The organism is Methylobacterium sp. E-046, assembly GCF_022829625.1.
In the GTDB taxonomy this organism is placed as follows: Bacteria; Pseudomonadota; Alphaproteobacteria; order Rhizobiales; family Beijerinckiaceae; genus Methylobacterium; species Methylobacterium longum.
Map to the genome: position 1 here is coordinate 1 of NZ_JAKSYP010000098.1, position 6,173 is coordinate 6,173.

General features: G+C 65.4%; 8 protein-coding genes. 4 read left to right on the forward strand and 4 right to left on the reverse strand.

Annotated features, from left to right (window positions below):
* The first annotated feature begins 332 nt into the window (after positions 1–332).
* Positions 333–3,518 (forward strand): EAL domain-containing protein, encoded by a 3,186-nt coding sequence (locus tag MKK82_RS09325; RefSeq protein WP_243985418.1) that lies wholly within the window; start codon positions 333–335, stop codon positions 3,516–3,518.
* A 69-nt stretch (positions 3,519–3,587) separates the two neighbouring features.
* Positions 3,588–3,890 carry a hypothetical protein gene (locus MKK82_RS09330; RefSeq protein ID WP_243985420.1) on the forward strand — a complete coding sequence of 101 codons (303 nt, stop codon included), beginning with the start codon at positions 3,588–3,590 and terminating at the stop codon, positions 3,888–3,890.
* On the opposite strand, the gene MKK82_RS09335 is transcribed toward MKK82_RS09330, so the two are convergent.
* On the reverse strand, positions 3,881–4,306 hold the full coding sequence (locus MKK82_RS09335) for a hypothetical protein (protein ID WP_243985422.1): 426 nt from the start codon (positions 4,304–4,306) through the stop codon (positions 3,881–3,883). The genes MKK82_RS09330 and MKK82_RS09335 overlap by 10 nt on opposite strands.
* 64 nt (positions 4,307–4,370) lie before the next feature.
* Between MKK82_RS09335 and MKK82_RS09340 the strand changes: the two genes are divergently transcribed.
* Both MKK82_RS09340 and MKK82_RS09345 read left to right on the forward strand, forming a co-directional pair.
* Positions 4,371–4,553: a hypothetical protein gene (locus tag MKK82_RS09340; RefSeq protein ID WP_243985423.1), complete on the forward strand. Its 183-nt coding sequence runs from the start codon at positions 4,371–4,373 to the stop codon at positions 4,551–4,553.
* Positions 4,554–4,642: 89 nt separating this feature from the next.
* Positions 4,643–4,945: a hypothetical protein gene (locus tag MKK82_RS09345; RefSeq protein WP_243985425.1), complete on the forward strand. Its 303-nt coding sequence runs from the start codon at positions 4,643–4,645 to the stop codon at positions 4,943–4,945.
* A gap of 3 nt (positions 4,946–4,948) precedes the next feature.
* On the opposite strand, the gene MKK82_RS09350 is transcribed toward MKK82_RS09345, so the two are convergent.
* The 3 genes from MKK82_RS09350 to MKK82_RS09360 form a co-directional block, all read right to left on the reverse strand.
* Positions 4,949–5,101 carry a hypothetical protein gene (locus tag MKK82_RS09350; RefSeq protein WP_243985427.1) on the reverse strand — a complete coding sequence of 51 codons (153 nt, stop codon included), beginning with the start codon at positions 5,099–5,101 and terminating at the stop codon, positions 4,949–4,951.
* A gap of 90 nt (positions 5,102–5,191) precedes the next feature.
* Positions 5,192–5,896, reverse strand: a complete 705-nt coding sequence (locus tag MKK82_RS09355) for a thermonuclease family protein (protein WP_243985428.1) — start codon at positions 5,894–5,896, stop codon at positions 5,192–5,194.
* 15 nt (positions 5,897–5,911) lie between these two features.
* Positions 5,912–6,172 (reverse strand): hypothetical protein, encoded by a 261-nt coding sequence (locus tag MKK82_RS09360; RefSeq protein ID WP_243985430.1) that lies wholly within the window; start codon positions 6,170–6,172, stop codon positions 5,912–5,914.
* Between the last annotated feature and the right edge of the window lies 1 nt (position 6,173).

Here is a 6,173-nt window from a genome sequence, read left to right on the forward strand (position 1 = left end):
GCCGTCACGCGCGAGATGTCGGGCAGCATGCACACGGCCGCGCACGGGGTATCGACGATCGCCGGCGGCATGGAGGCCATCGCCCGGGCGAGCGAGCAGGTCGATGCAGCCACACGCCAGGTGTCCGAGGCTGCGCGGGCGGTCGGCTAGCGTTCGACCTCTGGAACGACAGTCGCGCGAGATCTGCTACGAATCGTCGCGGCTGATCTGTCTATGCCAATTTCTACTATAGCTGCCATCAGGAGATGAGGTGTTTGTTAGGGCGCGCGAGATACGATCTCCCGCGGCCTAACCGTTCAATTGTTGCCGTGTCGATCCGGTGGGAATGATCGATGGCACGGGATACGTCGAACGAAGCCACGCGGCTCGCCGCCCTGACTGATCTGGCGATCACCGACACGCCTGTAGAGGCGCACTTCGATGCCGTCTGCCGGTTGGCACGCGATCTGTTCGGCGTGCCGATCGCCCTCGTCTCCATCGTCGAGGAGGACCGGCAGTGGTTTCTGGCCAAGTGCGGCACGAACATGAGCGCGAGCCCACGCGACGCGTCGTTCTGCACCTATACGATCACATCCGACGAGGTCTTCGTCGTCGAGGACGCCGCTGCCGACGCGCGTTTCGCTACAAGTCCGTTGGTCTCAGGCGGACCCGGCATCCGCTTCTACGCGGGGGCGCCGCTCGTGCTCCGGTCGGGCGTCCGCGTCGGCGCGCTGTGCGTCAAGGACACGGTCCCGCGCAGCTTCTCGGGTGAGCAGACGCGTCAGCTTCGCGATCTCGCCGAGATCGTCGTGGCGCACCTGCGGCTGCACGAAAGCACGCGCGCACGCGCGGCCGAGAGCCTCGCCTTGCGCACGGCACAGGACGCGCAGCGCGTGGCTGAGACGGCCGCTTCGTTCGGCCACTGGCGGATCGACGTGGCGACACGGACGATGACGTGGTCCGATGGGGCGGCGGCGATCTTCGACCGTCCGCTGCCCGCCTCAGGGCGGATCGACCTCGACGCGTACCTGCTGCTTCAACATCCAGAGGAGCGGGAGACAGTCCGCCGTCGCCTGGACGCGGTGATGGTCGGAACTGATCCTGAGACCATCGGTGGCTACCAGCGGCGCGGGCGCATCATCCGTCCGAACGGCGAGGAGCGCGTCATCACTGTCCGTGGTGTGCCGGTCCGGGACGCGAACGGCCTCGTGACGGCCGTCTACGGCGTGGTGCTGGACGCGACCGAGCACGCGCGCGTAGAGGCGCGCCTCCGTGAGAGCAACGAACTCCTGCGCACCACCCTGGAAAGCATGGATCAGGGCCTGATCGTCTACAGCCCCAACCGGCGCGTGCGCCTGCACAACCGGCGTGCGCGCGACCTCCTCGACCTGCCCGAGACCGTCCTGCACGACGGGAGTCCTTACAGTGCCATCAACGCTTTCCAGGTTGCGCGTGGCGAGTTCCAGACCAGCCCAGCGCCCCTGGTCGCAGCATTGGACGCGGCCGATCTCGCAAGCCTGCCGGACGTGTACGAGCGTGAGCGCCCCGATGGCACGAGACTGGAGGTGCGCGTAGTGCGGTTGCCGGACGGCGGGTATGTGCGCACGTACACGGACATCACGCGCCGCTGCGCCAGCGAGGCCCGCCTGCGCCTGAGCGAGGAGCGACTCGCCTTGGCGCTCGACAGCGGTGAGGACTGCCTGTTCGACTGGAACCTGATCGACGGGACGACCTGGGTGTCCGAGCGCTGGCGCGACAGGCTGGGGCTCGTGGGCGAGCGCGCTCAGCCCACCATGTCGGGCTGGATTGAGGCAATCCATCCGGACGATCGCGAGCGCGTCACGGCCGCTACGCGCGCGCACCTGCGGGGGCAGACTCCCACACTCGAATGCGAGTACCGCGTGGGGCAGGCGAAGGACGAGGCATTCTGGGTGCTCGCCCGCGCTCGTGTGGCCGCTCGTGCCCCAGACGGTCGGGCGCTTCGGTTGGTCGGCACGCTGATCGACATCTCGCGCCGCAAGGAGGCGGAGGCCCGCATCGCCCACATGGCGTTGTACGACGCACTCACCGGCCTGCCGAACCGCAACCTCTTCCGCGAGCATCTGGATAATGCGCTCCGCCGGGCCGCCCTGGCGCCGAACCGCCACGCCGTCCTCGCGCTTGACCTCGACCACTTCAAGGTCGTCAACGACACCTACGGGCATCTCGCGGGAGACCGGCTGCTGCATCTAGTGGCCGAGCGCCTCCGCTCGGCCGTGCGCGACGCGGACACGGTCGCTCGGCTCGGCGGCGATGAGTTCGCGATGATCCTATCTGATATCGATGGCGATGCGGCCGTCAGGGGAGCATGTGAACGCATCATAGCCGCGGTGGATGAGCCGCTGCTGCTCGACGGGACCGTGATCGACATCGGTGTAAGCATCGGTGTCGCGCTTCTGTCTGACGACGGTACCGACGCCGAAGGTGTATTCCAGCGTGCCGACATGGCGCTGTTCCAGGCGAAGGCCGCGAGCCGCAACACCTACCGGATGTACGAGGCCGAGGCGCATGCGCGCACCGCCACGCGCAGTTTGCTCGCGATCGACATGAAGGAGGCGATCCGGCGCGGCGACTTCTTCCTCGTCTACCAACCGATCTTCAACGTGACGACCGGGGCGATCGTTAGCTTCGAGGCCCTGATGCGCTGGAAGCACCCCGTGCACGGCTTGATCTCGCCGAGCGAGTTCATCCCAGTGGCCGAGGAAACGGGGCTGATTGCGCCGCTGGGCACCTGGGCGCTGCGAGAGGCATGCACCGAGGCGCTGAATTGGCCCGCGTTCGTGCGCGTCAGCGTCAACGTCTCAGCGGTGCAATTCCGCGGCGGCTTGGAGGAGGCTGTCGTGGCTGCCCTATCGGCGACTAGTCTCCCGGCAGGGCGTCTGAAGCTTGAGGTGACCGAAAGCCTGCTGGTGCAGAACCCAGAGCAGGCCGTCGCGGTCTTACACCGGCTTCGCGCGCTGGGCGTGCGCTTGGCGCTTGATGATTTTGGTACAGGGTACTCGTCGTTGAGCTACCTGCGGCGGTTCCCCTTCGACAAGATCAAGATCGACCGATCCTTTATCCGAGACATCGCCGACCCGGATGCGGCCGCGATCGTGCGGGCGGTCGTGAGCATTGGCGAACGGATGGGCATGGGCATCGTCGCCGAGGGTGTCGAAACGATCGAGCAGCTCGAACTGGTTCGCCGCGAGGGCTGTACCGAGGTGCAGGGTTATATCTTCAGCAAGCCACGATCCGCTGCGGATGCGCGGGCTCTCTGCTGTGAACGACCAAACGATGAGCGGTCGAGGTCCGACACACGAGTGAGAACCGCGAGCGAGATGTGTGATCAGCCTTCGTTTCCGGACGGGGACCTACCCAGCTCCCGAGAGGGCAACTTTGGCTTGGGCGAGAGCAGGCAGCCCGCTGAGATATCCGGTGAACCCAGGTTCGGGGAACCGATTGTTGATCGCATCCAGGAGAGACTCGGGTCCCGACGCAAAGTGCATCGGCGGCGGTAAGGTGCAGCTGATGCCGTCGTAGGTGCTCACATTGGCTACTTCAGTCTCATCCGCACAATCGTAACGCTGATGAATTCGCTGGACTTAGCCGGACGCTTGTCGATCCATGACCGTGCCAGCGCCGCCTCTACGTCGTCCAAAGGGTCGCTAGAAGAGGATCGTCACCTACAGCTGCCCACAGCGAAATGGGCATTGCGGAAGCTACGCGACTTCAAAGCGGCTGAGCGTCAGGACATCACCATCACCGATCCGGATGGTGCTTCGCTGACTGAAGCTGAGCTGGTCGGCATCGTGGAAGGTTCAGGCGCCGCTCCTTGCGTTGTGGCGACACCTGCAGCCCCACAGATCAAGCGTCAGCCTGCTCAGGCGTAGGGTCCGCCGAACAGGTCGCCAAGGGCCTTGTGTCGGAACAGCGTGCGCCAGCGCCGCCTCTGATGTTCGGGGCGATCGTGGATCATGTGGCAGCGTTGGCAGAAGGCCGCGAGGTTGGCGTCCGCGTTGTTCGCGGTGTCGTGATTGCGATGCGCAGCAGCTAGGACCACCCGAGTCCGGCGGGCGCGGCCGAGGATGTCGGTCCCCGCTGCGATCCATATCCGCTTGCCCCAGCCATCGCGCCAGCGGTGATCCTCAGCGTCCCACCAGCGCCCGTCGCCGAGGTGGTAGACCATTTGCCCGTGCGGCCGTCCGCAGCCCTCGCAGCGGCCTTTGGCTCGGCCGAAGCGGATCACAGCAGACAGCTGTGGCCAGTCGATGGGATAAAAGAAGCGGTGTTCGGGCCGGATCGGCATGGGGCCGCACTGTGCCACCGGACGTGAACAAAGCGTAGCGGCAGAAGGCTGCTACGGATCGCACATGGATCTGTCCAACCTTGAGTCCTGGGCCTTCCTCGCGGCGGCGATCCCAGTCCTGCTCCTACCGGTCATGATCGTCTGGTGGAAGGGTCGTCCCATCATCCCAGTCGCCCTGCTCAGTCTGCTGTGCTGGCCTGGCGCGTTGATCCTGGCTCTGCGCCTGCGACGGCAGCGGGATCTGTAAACTCAAACCCGGTGACGGGTCGAACGATAGTGTGTGCCGTCACGTTCAGCCCAGGACCGATCAAACGGATCCGTCCGGAGGAAAATACTATGTCGATGAAGACACTCGCCCTCGCCACTGCGCTGACCTTTGCAGCTTCAGGTGCCGCGATGGCTCAGACCGCAGCCGGTGGCGGCAGCACCGAGGGCAACATGAACAGCCCGGGCTCCGTGAAGAGCAACTCCCAGAAGTCCATGGAAGGCGGTGCTGGCTCGATGGGAACGGGTACGATGAGCACCGGTACGGGTCCTGGCACCAGCGGTGGTCCGCCCGTCAGCACGCCGGGCGCCGCCGGAGGCAGCGGTTCCGGCAACGGTACGACCGGCAGCGGTGCTGCGCCGAGCGGCAAATAACCTCTAAGCGCCCCGTGGCTCCCCCGCCGCGGGGCTGGTACGGCGCTCTGGATCCACCTCCTCAGCCGCCACCACCTCGACTGCGGCGATGACGTTCTCCAATTCGGCGACCTGACGGAAGGTGCTACCAGCCGAGATGCCTTCGTACTCGGCCATCGTCAGGATGAGGTCACTCTGGTGCGCCTTCAGGCGTTTGGGGGAGAGCGTCGGGCTTATCGAGCAAGGGCAGGCTGTAGCCTTGGCAAACTACCTCTGAGGCGCCCGCCAACCGGCCGCTAGGGCCTCGGCCTCAGAGCAGAACATCCGCTCGCCAGCCTGCTCGTCGATCGTGACACGAGCATAGTCGCGGCTCTCGGGCAGGTGATAGATATGGTTGCCCGAACGAGAGATGTTGCCCTTGATCGTACAGGTCATGGCTTCTTGTGTGGCGCGCGGCATCTCGGCTCCGGGCAGCGTCTCACCCCGACCACCCCGCCTCCGTCGGCGCCAGTCGGAAGGATCCTCGAACGTACCGGCCCAAAGCCCTCTCTTGCGAGTGCGCGCCTCTTTCTCCTGCCCGATGTAATCCGCGGAGTAGCGGCGGAAGGCGATGGCGTGGCCCTGCGTGACCATCCAGGCATTCAGGTCTTCGGTGCCCTTGCGGCAAACGGCGACCGTACGCCCGTAACGGTCCGTGGCCCGTGGCTCACAAGAGATGTTCGCCTCGCCGATATGGTCGGAAAGCGCAAGCGCTGCTGACTGCCCGCAGCGGTACTCCTGGTTGTTGGCATCCTCGCAAACCTGAGCACTTTCCGGGGCGTCGACGCTGTGTAGGCGGATGCGGGTGCCACGGATCACCACTGTGTCGCCGTCGGTTACGGAGGCACGGCCGACGATAGGCTCGGCACAGAGTGCAGACCCAGAGAAAAGGATCAGTGACAGCCCCAAGCCAAGAAAAGCATATTGAGGCATCAACGATCCTCAGCGTTATTTGCCGCCGCCGCTACCCGTCGAACCCATTCGCGAAGGCTGGCCTTCATTACCCGACGCAGCCGAGTCGTTCGAGATGCTGTCTGCAGCGCGACCAGTCGGCGAGTAGGAAGCGGCACCTTCCTCCCCGGTTGAACCTGGCTGACGTGTGACGACGCCGGGGGCGCCACGTGGGACAACCACGGTCGTGCTGGTGGGGGTCTCGATCACCTGAGCGAGGGCGGGCGTGACGATCATTGCTGCGACGGCCGCAATGATG

Excerpts from the sequence above, each read along its gene's own strand:
- MKK82_RS09355 (WP_243985428.1), bottom strand. The coding sequence starts at position 5,896 with ATGCCTCAATATGCTTTTCTTGGCTTGGGGCTGTCACTGATCCTTTTC.
- MKK82_RS09345 (WP_243985425.1), top strand. The coding sequence starts at position 4,643 with ATGTCGATGAAGACACTCGCCCTCGCCACTGCGCTGACCTTTGCAGCT.
- MKK82_RS09335 (WP_243985422.1), bottom strand. The coding sequence starts at position 4,306 with ATGCCGATCCGGCCCGAACACCGCTTCTTTTATCCCATCGACTGGCCA.
- MKK82_RS09350 (WP_243985427.1), bottom strand. The coding sequence starts at position 5,101 with ATGGCCGAGTACGAAGGCATCTCGGCTGGTAGCACCTTCCGTCAGGTC.
- MKK82_RS09340 (WP_243985423.1), top strand. The coding sequence starts at position 4,371 with ATGGATCTGTCCAACCTTGAGTCCTGGGCCTTCCTCGCGGCGGCGATC.
- MKK82_RS09325 (WP_243985418.1), top strand. The coding sequence starts at position 333 with ATGGCACGGGATACGTCGAACGAAGCCACGCGGCTCGCCGCCCTGACT.
- MKK82_RS09330 (WP_243985420.1), top strand. The coding sequence starts at position 3,588 with ATGAATTCGCTGGACTTAGCCGGACGCTTGTCGATCCATGACCGTGCC.